Source organism: Paenibacillus terrae, assembly GCF_000943545.1.
Lineage (GTDB): Bacteria > Bacillota > Bacilli > Paenibacillales > Paenibacillaceae > Paenibacillus > Paenibacillus terrae_A.
This window is the reverse complement of record NZ_JTHP01000003.1, coordinates 36,389-51,696: the sequence shown is the minus strand read 5'-3', so window position 1 is coordinate 51,696 and position 15,308 is coordinate 36,389. Positions and strand designations below refer to the sequence as shown.

Annotated in this window: 8 protein-coding genes; all 8 read left to right on the top strand. The window is 44.5% G+C overall.

The window, feature by feature from the left end:
- Nucleotides 1-11: 11 nt before the first annotated feature.
- The 8 genes from QD47_RS02605 to QD47_RS02570 all read left to right on the top strand — a co-directional run bounded on the left by QD47_RS02605 (nt 12) and on the right by QD47_RS02570 (nt 15,027).
- Entirely contained in the window at nt 12-3,518 is a 3,507-nt protein-coding gene (locus QD47_RS02605; protein ID WP_044644651.1) for a hypothetical protein, read from the top strand.
- A gap of 14 nt (nt 3,519-3,532) precedes the next feature.
- Nucleotides 3,533-4,618, top strand: a complete 1,086-nt coding sequence (locus tag QD47_RS02600) for a cell adhesion protein (protein ID WP_200893383.1) — start codon at nt 3,533-3,535, stop codon at nt 4,616-4,618.
- Between the two features lie 14 nt (nt 4,619-4,632).
- Entirely contained in the window at nt 4,633-5,466 is an 834-nt protein-coding gene (locus tag QD47_RS02595; RefSeq protein WP_044644650.1) for a hypothetical protein, read from the top strand.
- Nucleotides 5,467-5,610: 144 nt separating this feature from the next.
- Nucleotides 5,611-6,831, top strand: a complete 1,221-nt coding sequence (locus QD47_RS02590; protein ID WP_044644649.1) for a hypothetical protein — start codon at nt 5,611-5,613, stop codon at nt 6,829-6,831.
- A 253-nt stretch (nt 6,832-7,084) separates the two neighbouring features.
- Complete coding sequence (locus QD47_RS02585; RefSeq protein ID WP_025682889.1) at nt 7,085-7,579, top strand: hypothetical protein; 495 nt, start codon at nt 7,085-7,087, stop codon at nt 7,577-7,579.
- Nucleotides 7,580-7,615: 36 nt separating this feature from the next.
- The gene (locus QD47_RS02580) at nt 7,616-8,233 is read left to right on the top strand and encodes a hypothetical protein (RefSeq protein WP_044644648.1); all 618 of its coding nucleotides are present in this window, start codon (nt 7,616-7,618) and stop codon (nt 8,231-8,233) included.
- Nucleotides 8,218-11,001, top strand: a complete 2,784-nt coding sequence (locus tag QD47_RS02575; RefSeq protein WP_044644647.1) for a hypothetical protein — start codon at nt 8,218-8,220, stop codon at nt 10,999-11,001. The genes QD47_RS02580 and QD47_RS02575 overlap by 16 nt, the downstream gene beginning before the upstream one ends.
- Before the next feature lie 36 nt (nt 11,002-11,037).
- Nucleotides 11,038-15,027 carry a DNRLRE domain-containing protein gene (locus QD47_RS02570; protein WP_044644774.1) on the top strand — a complete coding sequence of 1,330 codons (3,990 nt, stop codon included), beginning with the start codon at nt 11,038-11,040 and terminating at the stop codon, nt 15,025-15,027.
- Nucleotides 15,028-15,308: the final 281 nt, after the last annotated feature.

Here is a 15,308-nt window from a genome sequence, read left to right as displayed (position 1 = left end):
TCGGCGGTGACATGCTGGACGGTAAAAAATCTTACCTGATCAGTATCACCGCCCTTTTTTCTAAAAAGGGCTATGAACTGGCATTTGGTACAGACATGATCTTGGATACACAGCGGGATACGCGTTACCATCTGTCTGCTCCTGTGAATAGTACGTACCGAACGCTGAGGCAGGATACGTTAAAGAATGCATCCAAAGCTCCATATTCCGCTACAAGTTTATTCGGGAGAGATTGGAGAGAGGCAGCGATTGCTGGTGAATTCGAGGGTCAAACCGTGGAAGCCGTTCACTCGACCATTGTATCTTACCTATCAGATATTCACAGGCATTTTAGAGGAGAAATCAGACAGAAAGCGCAGCAGCCTTCACATTCCACAGCGTCATATGCGCGTTGGAAAATCGGTAGCAAGATCCATTCCATGGAACATGCAGATTCTGTACAGCAGGGATATAGGCAGGAGTCCATTCAGGCTGATTCTACTTTTAATGCGGTGCAGGAAGAAGACGCTGTTTCTGAAATGAGGCAGCAGGTAGAGGCTTCAAGTGATGCTTATGAATCCGGGAAGGCTTTCTCTATTTATGAGGGACTTTTTGATGCAGGCTCTGGATCTGAGCAGCGTCAGGGTAACGGATCGCCTTCTTCAGAATCTGCAATTCACGGAGAAACGGTGAAGCAGGGAGACAACGTTGAACAACAGACGGTTATTCACCAGATATTTCAGGATCGAGAAGTAGTGGTAGAACAGCAAAATGCGGCAGAAAGCCTTGCGATGGAAACTCTCTTCCAGCCAGCAAGTGAGGCGTTGCGCTATCGAACCGATATTCGGGATGCCCTGATTGAGACATCAGAGTCCAGTGTGAAGGAACAGATTTTGGATTCGGACGAAATCAACGATTTAACAAAAGCCGGGAAGCTTGAACAGGTAGTCGGGACTATTCCCGATGATTTGATAGAGACAGAGGCTAGAGCCAAGGATGATAATGCTCCCATGGAAGCTCGTATGGCGAAGTCCGACAAAAGCGAGGATGTCATCATAGATTGGCAGGTGTCTGTCAATCAGCGCCAATTTAAGGATTCCACCGACGAACATAGTACTGCTGCATTGATGCGTTCTGGCACTGGTGCTGAACATGAACGAATGGGCGCAACAGAGTTGAGTCATGACAGGCCAATGATGATTCAAGAGTCTGCCACAGGTAATCGAATTTATCCTCAAGTTGCTACGGAGTCTCAAGGCATGCTGGCTAAAGAGATCCGCTCTGTATATGGCGAACAAGCGATGGGATGGGTTGAAGCGGGAATGGAAAGTAGCCTGCCAGAGGGCTTGCAGCAAGTTGACGTACCAGCCACACCAAGCTCGATTGAAAGTGTAATTCATCGAATGCAGGAGACTTTGAACGGCGGCTCACTGGAGGGGGTTCAAGGGCATTCGATGACAGGAAGCATGGAATCATCTAATGGCACGATAGGTGTGCAGACAGAAACGGTTACAAGCGGTCTCACATCCTCAGGCCGAGACAGTTTGAACGAGCCTGCGAGCGTGGCTAGCTACAATAATGAACAAGTCTATTCTACCAGTCTAGATCAGTATAGAGCAGCTTCTCCATACGACGACTCTAAAGTTCTGCCAGTGGAGCAGAGCAGTACAGCTTATATTCATGCCTCCACAGATGCCGACAATGAACAATTAGGTTCAGCATTATCTGAACATCACGCAACGTTAGACGACTCTCAGCGTGGAGAGCGGATATATGTCAGTGAAGAAGGAGAGTTGGACGATCTTGGTTCTGCCCGTTTTAATGACTTGGAGTTGGATGGGCAGCATGGAGAGTTGCTTGCAGCTGATGTTCTGAGAGAAATTATTGCAGAGTCTCCTGAAATCAGCAAGATGGCTCGAATGCTCCGGATTATGTACGGTGAGCAAGCGATGGAACTGATTGAAGCAGGCATTGAAAATATTGTGGCAGAGGCTGTGAAGGAAGGGACAACTCAGGCTTCGGTTGGTCTAATTACAGATAGCGTCATTCATCAGTTGGAAACATCATTGGATGGTGGTTCGCTGGAAGCTATCCAGATTCGTTCGGATCAAGCCAATATTGAGCATACCGAAGGAACGTTACAAACGAATGCTGAACAAGGAAGTAAGTCTTCCGCTGAAGAGGGACAGCTTACAAATTCCGAATCCGGTAACTCCTATTCTTCCAAAGAAGGTGCGTATCATGCGATGGAACATGCAGAAAGACGCATGTCTACCGAAGCTGAAATCCAAGCGTTGGGTAAAGCACTTATTAGCTCGGATTGTGCGAATGTCATGATACAGGGCACGCAAACAGGCAGGACCTTCTCCAGCACTACAGGTGTTACGGATTCCATGGAACAGGGCGTTCTCCAATCGTTTACGGATGGTGAATACAGTCATTTGGAGAGTGCAGCCATGAGCAGTGGAAACTTTGATGCAACGGAGTCAGGGCCGCTGGAAAGTGCACAGTATATTGGGGAATTGGAAGCGGAAAAAGTCGCGCTGGTTCCGTCGGAGCGGATAAGTATAGAGAGCCTGGAAGCGGAGAAAGTCGCACTGATTCCGTCGGAGCGGATAAGTATAGAGAGTCTGGAGGCGGAGAAAGTCAGGTTGGTTCCATCGGAACGTGTAAGCATCGTGAGCATGGAAGCCGATCGGCATGAGGTCAAAGCTGGCGAGCTTTTAGAACAGATGAAGGAAGCTGACGCTACTTCATTGGAGCGCGCTTTGGTCTATCCGGATATTCAAGCGGGCGTTATCCATAGCGGCATTTGTGCTGACAATCAGGAGCATAATCAGGTCTCCGATGCTGTCCTCCTTGACGGAGAGCGAGCAGCCCCTATGGAATTCGTTCAGAAGACGATTATAGATGAGATCGATCAGGCGAACAGCATCATGAGAACGAATGAGGCTGTGATCGAGCAGGTGCATGGACAAGGTAACAATGTTGAAAATGTACTTGAAGCCATACGGGTTCACGGGGAAGGCTCCAGTGGTGAAAAGCAGACCTACACGAGTATCCGAGACGATTTTGAAACAGCTACGCCAGGAGATATCAGCAGAATGGTGGATATGCAGGAGTTGGAACAAGGTCAAGCCAACGAAAAAACGTTGGAAGCGGTGATGCCTGCTCATACAAATGCAGAGCCTATTTTAAAAATAGAAGAAACCGACCTACATGCTATATCTGAAGGAACTCACAAGAAGAAGGTCATGTCTACAAATATTGAGGATGAACACCAACAAGCTAGCAGAAAGAAAAAGGTAATAAAAACACAGATTACAGATGCAGAAGAGGGTACACGTTTGAAAAAAACAGCTACTGTTCGTATCGAAGCTCCAGAGTCAGCCAAGCGGCATAAAACCCTGAAGACGGTGATTGAGACTCCATCCGAAGCTACGAATCAATCGGTACCAGGCATGCCTAAACGAAAAATATGGATGATTATGGGCAAGATCGCTTCTTGGAACATCTGGAACTGGAAGAAGACAAGGTAGGTGATAGAAATCTCATGGGGATTTACAAGAAATGGAGTGGATTGATTTTTGATGATGCGTTCCAAAGTGGAGAAATCCATTCCCGCTACCAATTATCTCCGACAACGGCTTGTACCCTGGATACAGGTTTGCAGCAGTTAATCATGTCCCACACAGAACCGGAAACCATGCTTTTGTTTGATGCATCAAAGGATGAGCCTACCCTGCTGTTAGAAGTTACTGCTGACTATGTTCCTATTGCATATGGTGACGAAGGGGGGATTGTCATCTGGCAGGATGGCTACCATCGGTTGGAATTTCTGGAGAGTAAAGATACGACAACCCGGGAGTATAGCCGATGGCGGGCAGAAAAGAAGGGTAACCGATGGACCTTTTATGCCGATCGCGGATTGGGGTGGGAGCTATTTGACTCGGCTGATCTGGCGGCTGAAAAAATAGGTGTCCTCTTAAAAAATCCACAACGTGATGAATATGAAAAGCTTGGCTTAGACAGGCTCGTGTTATGTAAAAGCAACAAAATAACGATGGGAAATTTGCCAGAGGGATATTCCGTGTTTTTATGCGATCCCGACGGATATGCTATTGCTTCCTCTAAAGTAGAGCCCACGTGGACAGGGGTTCATTTGGAGCTTCCGACGATGCCCTTTAACGGAATGCTGAGGGTTTATGATGAAAATGGAGTTCTTTTATCGAGCCTTGGCGAAATGGATATGTACGGTGGTGATCTGTATCTGTATGGTACCGATCTTCGTGTGCTGTGGAAGGATAAAGAGCTTAGTTTAAGCGGGGAAACCTACCTGGGCACGATGTATGACAATACCATTCAGGTGCAGATGGAGCTATATAATCCCTCGAAAAATAAGAAGGCCGAGCAGATCTCGATGGGTATCCTGAAATATCTGGAGGAATTTGGTTATGAATGGGCGGACTTGAGCCATGATGATGGGTTAGATCATCCGCAAGGGGATTATATGCAGCGACTCCCTATGGGAACTCTGCCACCTGACGGCAAGATGAAATTCTGGATGAAGATAGAGCGCAAAAATGAGCACTTTGGCATCAAGCCTCTTCATTTTATTTTGGATATTACTCATATATAAGGAGGTGTTGGATTTTGGCTGGTACGAAGATGACGTTGCGCAGATATGGAAATGAACTAATCTATTGGAACGAGCAGGAGATTATTGTGGATCAGGCCTACCTGGACAAGCATGAAGACTTGTACATCCGTCTGACACATCCTTATATATTGGGTACAAAGATGCTGGACGTATATCTGAATGGGCAGCATTTGCTGGTTCAGGGTGGATATGAAGAAGTGGACGAAAACACGATTCGTCTCGATTTGGGTACTTATCCGCTGGAGCATCCCTTGGCAGGACAGCACATTCCTCTCGTGATTGATGATGAAATATACATCCGTACCTGGAAGCCTGAGTATCGTCAAGGGAGCGGGGGCGGTATTGATGATCTCAGGTTCAAAAGGCTGGAGGAAGAGGTTGTTTCGGCCCGTAAATATACGGAGCGTGATGTTCAGTTTCACCGTCTGGATGACAGGCTGGATTATATTCAAGAGCGGGCAGAGGTCAAAACGATGGTATTTGTGTTGGATCGGATTCCGCTGGGTCCCTGTAAATATGAAATGAGGTTCCCCTTCGAAGGTAAGATCAGGGAAATATATGCTTCTTGCGGAGTGTACGGGACGAGTAAAAGTGAGTTTTCCATTGAAAAATGTTCACAGTTTGACTATGAAACATTGCCGAGATGGACTAATATTTTCAGCCGCAACCTGACCATTCATGCAGGTGAGAAATCCAGTAATACGAGCAACTTACCCTATGTTCTGTCCGATTCTCTGATTCATAAAAATGATCATTTTCGTATTTACACTCATGTGGCAGGCGAAGACTTAAGAGGCTTGACACTAGAAATTGTCGTTACTATATAAGGTTGAAAATAAGGTGGAAAATTAATTATTTATAATAAAATATGACTACAATATCGGATAAGAAGGCATAAAGCAAGCTTATATTGCATTCGTAACAAAACATAAAATGGGATTTTGTGAAATCCCGACAAGGAGAGATGAGTTATGGCAGAAACAAGAGGTATTGCGAGATTCCGTGGTGAGCAGTTGAATAACAAACTGTTGCGGAATCAACATTTTGATGAAGCGAACAAGATTGCAGAGAAGTACATTGACCTCCAGTTTCATAATCACCGTGAAATTTTGGAAGACACCAAGATTGATGTATTTGTACAGGTTAATGAAAAAGCGGTTGCCGGCAGCACACAACTGGATGTATCGGGTGATATCGGTACAAGAACCGTCTCGACCGGAGACAAAGTGGAAGGTGTCGTGCTGACCGAGAAGGTACAGCTTCGTGCCGCCGGTACAGACAGTCCAATCGGAGACAGCGATTCTGACGTGGTATACGGTCGTCTTGAAGAAAGTAAAGGCAGCTACCTTCTGAAATTTTATAGTGTAGAAGGGGGCAAAGAGCAGCCTTATACATTTGATGCAAAAGCGGGCAAAATTGATTATCGTTTCGTGATTCGCACGAATTTGTCTGTCATTCCTTCGGATGCGATCATTCAAGGTGGTAGCGGATTCGTGGAAGGGGCCACCGATGCCAAGGCATATATGAACCTGATTCAGTTGATGAAGGATGTATATGGTTCGACGGGTACGCTGGACAATGACGGTAATTCGAATCTCGTAATTTCTATTCAAGATCAGATTAGCCAGGAGGTACAAGATCGCCAAGATACGGATCAGGCGATTCGGAATCAGTTGGCGTCTGCTACAGGCGCACAACTGATCGGGGTTGCGACAGATCCGAACTATAGCGGAGTGACTTTACAGTTGGCTCTCAGCCATCTGGCGCAGCGCTTGAAATCTTCTGAGGATTTGATGAATGGAATTACTGACCGGGATGCAGATTCTTCAAATGGTTACTTCAAAGCAGGTGCTTTTGGTAATGCGGAAGGTCGTATTCTTGATTTGGAGAAGGCGGCAGATGCTGCGTTCAAAGCATTAAGTGTGAAAGTGGGCACGATCGAAGCTGCGGATGAAGAAGAGGTATTTGAAGCAGTTGGGGGCGAGACGGAATACACTCTAAAAAAGGGAAAAGCCAAAGACAAAACGGTACGTCTGGCCATCAACGGGCAGCTCCAAACACCAGGTATTAACTTTACCTATATCAAGGATGTCAGCGGATTGATTACAGGCTTTAACTTTACGCCGGATACGTTGAAGGTTGTCGGAGATGTACCGGATGTCTTGTTCATTCAGTATAAAAAGGCTGAATAAGCAATAAGCAGGCTTAATCCTATTTTAACTCTATATCTATCAGCTTGAGTTATAGCAGCACCCCTTAGAAGCGTGAACGAGTATATGCTCATTCGCAGCAGCTAAGGGGTGTATTTATGTCTACCTCTAAAGAGTTTGTAGGTTTTATTTCCGCAGAATGTTAGTTTTCGATTCTAGTTACTTATATTGAGTATGCCATGAAGAACGTGGCGAAGAGTTATTTTATCTTTTCTAAAATGAAGGAGGAAAAAACATGCCAGCACCAGCAGTATCATGGCTTAAAACAGACAACGTAACAACATTGTCAAAATGGGAGATCGGGACGATAGACGCAGGATCTTCTTCTCCATCCCTGGGTGTACTTATTTGGAACAACCGGGGAAATGTAAACACTGACTTCTCTACGATGACCAATTGCACCATTACGACCAAGGATAGCTCAGGTGGGGATAGTGGTGAGCTGGTCCTGAATACATGGATTCAGGTACGTGTGGATAGTATGGCAGAATCCAGCTTTACTTCAATTGGCGGGACAGCGACGAAAGTCATTCAGGCGGGCGGGAATACGGTCAATTCCAAGGGAACCTTTTCGCCGGGAAACAAGGAAATTCTGGGCGTTATCAACGATGGCTCCGTAGGGAACTCCAAAGGCAATTACACACAAGTGACACTACAAGCAAGCGTTCCAGCTACAGCTACGGCAGGAAACGTTAACTTTCTGACACGTGTGGCCTATCAATACGTCTAACAACTGATATCCAATACAATGGGAGGAAGAATATCTATGTTTGCACAATGTAACGGATATTCTCCTGTGTCACAGGATTTTATTTGGCTAGGTGAGTATACGGATGGTACTCACCTTTCTGAGTATGATTTTGTCACTCAGGCAGAAAACAGCTTCTATGCTATTCAAAGAGATAAATTGATTCGCTTTGGCATGGTAGGGCATGGTCAAACCTTTTTCTTTGAAAGTGACGGTATTTTCAAATTAGCTGGCAGGATGGTGGAGCTGGTATATTCAACGCCGGACAAAGACTATAACCTGACGGGTAATGTGTTTCAATCCTACAGAGACATTATTTCATATAAGGATGCGGAGGCATCTGGATTACCCAATTATAGCCCTGCTGCGGCTGGAGAAAAAGGCGTAATGAGCAGTACAATTACCCAATTTAATTTTGGATATAAGGCGGCACTTCTGATTGACCATGTTGAATTTCATGTCAAAGCGATCTGTAAGATTCCATTCAACGCACCCGTTCATATGGCATTGAGACTAGTATCCAATACGGAACTGAATGGTAAATTACAGGTCAAGGTAAACGGCCTGGTTACACAGGAATTCAGTGCTCCATTAAAACCCGATATCGGAGGTGAATTGAATTGGCTGGTTCAGTAATTCGTAATTATACGATTGAAGTGGATAAAATCAATAAAAAGTCAGTTTTCAGTATATACCCATATCCTGTAGAAGTTCTCACTCCAAATGGTTGGGAAAGTATTAAAGAAGAATTTGAAGAGCTGCAGGAAAAAAAGCTGGATGTCAATGATACATTAACACCTGATGAAGAGCAGATGTATCAGGAATATAAGCAATTGGCTGATTCCTTTTACGAGAATAAAATAGCTTCCACGATTATTTTGGATACCGTCGATCCGACGGGAATTGACATCGTAGGCAGAGATCGGGTGCAGCATGTATTGGATGCAGAAACCCGTGAACAGATTCCGTTTGGCCGTGAATTTGCTTATGTGCATGGGGCCTCCAACCTTAGCGGAACGATTATTTTACCCTATGATGATTATTCGGATGTATACGTAGTCAGTGATGCAGATGAAGACGGTGTTGCTGAGCTGACCTATGTGAAGACGAAGGAAGAGACGGACGGCGTAAGACCCTATTATGAAAAGATAGAGGGTCAGACCTATATTTATGTGGACCATTTCTCAGGTGGCGGCGGAACGCAGGCAGATCCTTATATCGTTTCTACCGAACAGGATTTGGATGATGTACGGAAGAAGCCCGGAGCCTGGTATATGCAGGATAGGGATATTGTCATGGGCAGCTTTCAGAGTGGAGAGGGGTTTACTCCGATAGGTAATAGTAGTGCCTCTCTTTTGTTCACAGGTGTGTATGATGGAAATGGTTACTCTATAAAAAGCTTGTACATGAATCAGGACAGAAATTATGTTGGTTTATTTGGATACACGAGATTAGCCACAATACGTAATTTAAGATTGTTTGATCCTAGCATCACTAACAAAAAGGGGTATACAGGAGCTTTAATAGGTTGTGCATATAATACTTTAATATATAATTGTAATGTTATTTCGGGTGTAGTAGAAGGTCAGAATGGATATGTTGGTGGCTTAATAGGATATTTCTATCAAGATAACAGTAGTTACTCAGGCAGCTCAATTATTAATTATTCATATAATTATAAGTGTAGTGTTCGATCAGCAGACAATATTGCAGGTGGACTCATTGGAGATGTAACCCGTCAATCTGGTGGACTTTCCATAGCATATTGTTACTCTACCGGTACGGTTGAGGATATCACATTAGCTCGGGAAAGAAGCAATATTGGAGGGTTTATAGGCAGCAGCAATATTGCTGCTGCAATAACAAATTGTTACTGGGATATAGAAACCTCTGGAGTTCAAACCAGTGCAGCGGGTGTTGGCAAATCCACATCGGAATTAAAGACTGCATCCACATTTGTGAATTGGGATTTCGCTATTTATTGGTACATGAGTCAGGATTACAATGGAGGATATCCTGAGCATCGACAGTTTATTCGATATCAGAATGGAACAGGGAAAAAAGAAGACCCTTTTATTATCCTGACCGAGTTTGATCTTGCTCAAATGCGCTGGTTCCGCAATGAATCTTATTTCAAATTCGAAGATGATATCAAAATCACACAATTCCAGGCGGAGGACGGATTTTACCCCATTGGTTTTAATCTTGTGGGTAAAGAATCGTATTTCAAAGGATATGTTGATGGTGGGGGGCGCTGTGTTGCTAACTTATTCATCTATCGTCCCAATGATTCATTTGTAAGTCTGTTTGGCTACATGATGGGCGGGTGGATCAAAAATCTGGATATTATTGATTGTAATGTTACAGGGTTTCATTATACGTCGGCATTAACAGGCCAGGTTTCCAAATCTACCATTAGCAATTGCCATGTCGATACATTTTCATATTGCAAAGTTACAAGTACAGGAAGTCATGGAGCCGGTTTGGTAGGACAACTAACTACGGATGGAATCGTAGAGGACTGTAGTGTAAATGTAACTGTTGTAGGAGTAAGCTACACTGGAGTGTTCGCAGGATACGTGACTGGTAATGGAATCATACGCCGATGTTATGCTTCTGGTAAAGGCGAGAGTACAGGAGATTACTTGGGGGGATTTCTAGGTTACGGTATTAGTTCTTCTATAGTGGAGGATTGCTGCACGGTTGCGGAGTTAAATGGAAAAACGGTGGGTGGATTTGGTGGAAATACGGCTACCCTCACTATAAGACGGTGCCTCGCGTTAGGCAAGGCATTTGCTTCATCCACTTGGAGTGGATTTATTTATACAGGTAGTGGAGTTTTTTCGGATAATTACTTTGATAAGGAATTGTATAAGAATGCTTCCAGCACAGGGGGATCAGGCTTGACTACCCGTGAAATGAAGTTCAGAGGAACCTACTCCAATACGGCCTGGAATTTTGACGACATATGGATTATGGACCCTAAATACAATGACGGTTATCCCGCATTAAGGAAGCTCCTACCTCTTGATCTACCGTTGCTCGGCTTCCGTAATGAATTTGGTAAATACTATACGGATAATGCAGGAGAGCGGCTGCGTTACCTGGAGTTTGGCACATTAGTAGCAAGCCAAACCTCTTCCCCCAAACCAGTATGGTTGCAAAACAATGCTGATTTCCCGGTGAATCAACTCAAAACATGGGTGGATAGTGCGACAGTAGCTAAAGGGATGGAAATCGATTTAAGTATGTCGGATACTCCATTTTTGCCTGCTCAGGAATTAGCTTTTAACGGCACATTGGCCAGGGGCAGCGCGGAAAAGTTCTATGTCAGAATAAAGTCGGATATTGCAGTGAAGACGGGTGGAACGTTTGATCTAAGGGCGAAAGCAAGCCCCATGTAATGATGTTCCAATACAATGGAATAGGGCGTGATGTTCATGTTTAGTAAGAGAGGATTAATCCTTTCCCTTCACGCTTCCCTTGCCGATCAAGGTTTGGAGGTTGGCTCCAACTCAAAACCCACTTCGCAATGGCATGATTCGAGTGGTAAAGGAAATCACGGCATACTGAATGGCTTCCATTTTACGAAAGATGATGGTTGGGGAGGCAGAAACACCCCCGTCGATCCCTATGCCCTGTTTTTTAATGGGACGAGCCATTATATCCAATGTACAGGTGCGGATACCTCTAAGCCTGTCGCCAGTGTTACCTTTGAAGTGTGGATATATTATATCGGGGGCAACGTTGTTTTGTCTTCCGGGGGACGGTTGAATGATACCCAGGGCATTTTGGTCATGTTTAACCCTGTGGGGGAATTGGAGCTTCAGGTTGCGACCCGTACGAGAAAAGCATATGCCAACTTAGGGGAATTACCCAGAAACAAATGGTATCATATTGTTGGCGCATATGACGAAATTACAGGCAATCTATCTACTTTTCTGAATGGCGCTCCTCAGGGAAACGTACAAGCTGAAGTCATTGAACATAGCCAATGGCCCAATGGACTTTTTATTGGCAGGCACAGTACAGAGGATAGCCAAGGGTTTCGTGGATATATTCCTGTTGTACGGATGTACAATGTTGCGTTAACGATGGATGAAATCGTTGCAAACTATATGGCTGGTTACCTTTTGGGGATAGGTCATTCTGACATGCAGATTTATACGAGAGTACCAGAGAGGCAGAATTTCACAGCATCTTTGCAAGTGGGAATTAGCGGAGGAGTTCAAGGAAAGCAGACCATTATTCCTACCGACATGGCTGACATGTCTTCACATATAACCGTTAAAAAGCCTAGTCATATAGTGAGCAATATGCATATTAATACTCATGTTTCTGTAAAAGCGCACTATACGACCCGCCCTGCGGATCATGATGATGTACAGAGTACTATTGAAGTTAAAGTAGCGGATAATCTTTCAGCCGTACTGGGTGTTAGTGCGTCAGGGAAAACGGCTGTAAAGGCTCGATATAGTATCCTGCCTGCGGATAATAGTGATGTCCAAGGTAGGTTGGCAGTTAAGGTATCCGATCATCTCACTGCTGTGCTGAGTGTTAGCTCATCAGCTATAGCAGTAGCCGCATACGATGTGAAGCGGCTCATGCCAAATGATTTGCTTTCCAGTCTGAATGTTGTGCAACAGGGATTACCTTCCCGTATATCGGTTCAAGCAAGTACTACCTTAGCCGCCAAATACGATATTCATGCTGCTCAGGAGCAAAACCTCAAAGCTGCAATAGAGGTCAAAAAGCCTAATGATATCGTCAGCAGCTTAAAGGTAAACACTCAGGTAAACAGCAACGGAAGATATCAGGTACGGGGGATCGAGCCTGCTAATCTCAGCTCCAGCCTGCAAATTAAGTCTATTCATCAAATATATTCATCATTGTCTGTACGTACCCATACTCACCTGGCCGTGAAATATGGTATAGAGTCTCTAGGAGCCGAAGACTTAACCTCCTTCCTGACGGTACCAAGTATATCTGAACTACACAGTAGCATTCTGGTAGGTACCCATACCCGAATCATGGGGCATTACCATATTCGTAAAAGTCATGTTATAGATATATATGCTAGTCTGGAGATTAAGAAGACGGAGAATCTACCTTCATTCTTGTCTATTGCATCCTATACCCAGTCTACCGGCAGATACGGGATAACTTCTCGGAGTTATGATGATCTTCCGTCTGCAATGACGGTTCGGGAAGTTTCGGATATGGCTTCATCCATAGGAGTTGCACCCTATACATGGATGAAAGGCAGATATGATGTTATCGAACCTCCAACGTACACGACGATTATTTATTCTAATAAAGATGCTTTTGTTCGTGAGTCTCAGCCCAAATTAAACTATGGTGTTGAGGAACAAATGTATGTCGGATATTCTGCCTCGGCTCAGGAGAGATACAGATCTTATGCTGGCTTTGATTTGGATACAGCTGCTATTCCCAAGAAAAATACAACGATTAAATCTGCCGAGCTCAAAGTGTATTTCGATGGTCGCAACGTACCCCTGAAGGGGATACAGCTCATTGAAGCATCCAGAGAATGGACAGAATATGGAGTTACCTGGCAAAACCAACCGTTTCCGTTTGGCTTTAGCAGTCCTAATTCAACCTATGACGGTATAAACATCGTTCAAGATGTAGGTGGAGATTCAGGGTACATTTCTTTTGATGTGACTGATTCCATTCGTGCATGGTATGAAGGAAAAAGGCCGAATTTTGGATATATCTTTAAAGCTCTGGATGAATTTGAAAATGGAAGTATCCGTTTTTTTACCAAGGAGCAAAAATCGTACCGTCCTATATTAGATATTACCTACTATGATACTCGTATCTATAGTTTGGGCAGGAACAGTATAGAAGGCGGCCTTACCTCTCGTGTAAGCAAGGGGTCTCATCTTCCAGCTTCGTTTCGCATCAAACAGTCCTATGGAGCAACGGTTTGGAAGGGAAGCTTGTTTGTCCATAACCAAAGGGAGATCCTGGCTGATATCACAGTGACGGTACCTAACTTAAACGGTAAGGTGTCCATACGGCGCAAGGATAATCATTCTTTGCAAGCTCAGCTTGTTATTGCTGTTGCACGTGAAAATTCATTGGACAGCACCCTATGGGTGAATAGGAAAATAGTACCTTCTAATATGTATGTCTTTTACAGGGAGAACCTTGCTTCCGAAGTGAGCGTTGCCCGCTGGGCAGCTCCGTTTCCCGAGCTTCTGGCAACGATTCTTGTCAATCGTAAGGAAACGCTTGGGTCGATCCGTGTAAGAAGGACAGAGCATCAGGATATCTCTTCCGGTATGGAACTGAGTATCCCTAATATATTAGGGAGCATAACCGTTTTTCAGGGAGCAGTAAAGAAAAGCTCTATTTCAGTCCGTAGATCTCGTGAAGTGGATCTGATGGTGGAGGGGCGTATACTTTATAGACAAGATATGCCTGTGGCTATGAATATCCACAATCCTGATTTTTACGGCAGGCTCCAAATTGTGTTTAGTAATCTGCTCATATCCGATTTGTCTGTAAGAACAAGAGCGCATTCCGGGCTACCTTCAACGGTCACAATACCGCATTATACTTCTTTGAGATCAAGTATAGCGATCTGGCCGAAAAAAGATGTGCCTTCAAGTCTCACTGTACTTTCAGGAAATTTATGGGCCTCCATATCCATTCCGTACCATATAAGAATGGATATGCAGTCACGAATTACAGTGCGAGTTAAGCTCATTTCTGATCTGGAAATTGCAGTAGGAGTAAGATCCGGTAATCTAGGCTCTAACATAAAGGTTCGAGTGGACAGCCATACGGATCAGTCTTCTCACCTGCGAATCAGACGTAGTCATTTGGACTCTATCTCGAGTGAGCTTTACGTAAAAACTTGGGAGAAATCTGAACTTAAAGGCAGGATCAGTGCACGGAAAAGCCGTGAATCTGATAGATGGTCTCGAATCTTGGTGCGTCTTTCCGATCAGCAGGATTGGGATACCGAACTATCGGTTCGTGTTATGGAACACCATGATATGAATGCTGAAGTGGGGATTAGGCGGGACGCAGCGTATGATAAATATGGTCATGTTGCCGTTCGACATTCAGAGCAAACAGAGCTTCCATCAGATTTGGGGATTCGGGAACATAGTCACATCACAGGCTCTCTAACTGTGAGAAGGACAGCCCAAATAAGCTTACAAAGTGATATGAGTGTGTGGGAGAAATCCATTGTCACTGGCTTAGTGGTGGTCAGACAGTATCGACAAAATGATCTTCATGGTTCCATGGACATTTGGAAAAGATCTATACTAAAAGGCCAAATTTCCGTGTGGCAGAAATCATTACTACCTGGGGCTATACAGGTTCAGGTGTATGATGACATGGCTTCCAGCATAGATGTGGCTACAGAATACGGATACTGCTTTATCATGTAAACTTAACCCCTGCTATTCGTAGCAGGGGTTAAGTTTTACTGATTTTTACTTATATTGAACCTGTCAGGGAAGAAAATAGACAAAAGGCAGGTGCTGTGGGCTGGACATAAATGTAATAACCGCAGTTATTGGAGTCATCGGTACAGGCATTTCAGGAGTCATCGGCTACGCCAGCGGTCGTAGCAATAATAAGGTTAAAGAACGAGAGCTACTGTCCAAAGATGAGCAGGCTTTTCGGGTTACTTTAATGGATGCCTTGTCAAGTCATAAGGAGGAAATCC

Coding starts and splice junctions, on each gene's coding strand:
- QD47_RS02600 (WP_200893383.1), top strand. CDS start 3,533: ATGGGGATTTACAAGAAATGGAGTGGATTGATTTTTGATGATGCGTTC.
- QD47_RS02605 (WP_044644651.1), top strand. CDS start 12: ATGCTGGACGGTAAAAAATCTTACCTGATCAGTATCACCGCCCTTTTT.
- QD47_RS02580 (WP_044644648.1), top strand. CDS start 7,616: ATGTTTGCACAATGTAACGGATATTCTCCTGTGTCACAGGATTTTATT.
- QD47_RS02590 (WP_044644649.1), top strand. CDS start 5,611: ATGGCAGAAACAAGAGGTATTGCGAGATTCCGTGGTGAGCAGTTGAAT.
- QD47_RS02570 (WP_044644774.1), top strand. CDS start 11,038: ATGTTTAGTAAGAGAGGATTAATCCTTTCCCTTCACGCTTCCCTTGCC.
- QD47_RS02585 (WP_025682889.1), top strand. CDS start 7,085: ATGCCAGCACCAGCAGTATCATGGCTTAAAACAGACAACGTAACAACA.